The sequence below is a fragment of the Rhizobacter sp. P3_B12 genome, from assembly GCF_056402895.1.
Genome location: NZ_JBFUGN010001596.1, coordinates 1 through 792, shown reverse-complemented (window position 1 = coordinate 792; position 792 = coordinate 1). Strand labels below are relative to the sequence as shown.

The 792-nt window shown below is 72.5% G+C and carries 1 protein-coding gene; it reads left to right on the top strand.

Features of this window, described 5'->3' with window-relative positions:
* The coding region (locus tag AC1D01_RS37115; protein WP_477874874.1) for a TonB-dependent receptor plug domain-containing protein at positions 1 to 792 on the top strand (792 nt) is incomplete at both ends.

The following is a 792-nucleotide window of genomic DNA, read 5'->3' as shown; positions in this document are numbered from 1 at the left end:
AACGCGAACCGGCCGGTGATCCGCGGCCTCGACGGCGACCGCGTGCGCATGCTCAGCAACGCCGGCGGCTCGCTCGATGCGTCGAGCCTGAGCTTCGACCACGCGGTGCCGATCGATCCGCTGATCGTCGACCGCATCGAGGTGCTGCGCGGCCCGGGCGCGCTGCTGTACGGCGGCAGCGCGGTGGGCGGCGTGGTCAACGCGCTGGACAACCGCATCCCGTCGACCCGGCTGGACGGGCTGAGCGGCTCGGCCGAGCTGCGCCTGGGCGGTGCCGATGCCGAACGCGGCGGCGCGGCCTTGCTGGAGACCGGCAACGGCCAGTTCGGGCTGCACGTGGACGCCTTCGGCCGCAAGACCTCGGACCTGCACGTGCCGAGCTTCACGCCGCGCAGCGATGGCGAGGACCAGCCCGAGACCAAGCGCGTGCGCGCGTCGGCCAGCGACACGCACGGCGGCGCGGTCGGCGGCTCGGTGTTCTTCGACCACGGCTACCTCGGCCTGTCGGTCGATACCTACCGCAGCACCTATGGCGCGGTGGCCGAGCCGGACGTCGACATCGACATGAAGCGCGACCACGTCGGCGTGGCCGGCGAGGTGAAGCAGCTGGACGGGCCGTTCACCGGGCTGCGCGCGAGCTTCAACCACACGCGCTACCAGCACCAGGAGGTCGACACCGGCACCGGCGCGGTCGGCACGACCTTCAAGACGGCCGGCAACGAGCTGCGCGTCGAGGCGACGCATGCGGCAATCGGGCCGGTGCAGGGCGTGGTCGGGCTGCAGGTGGAGGAT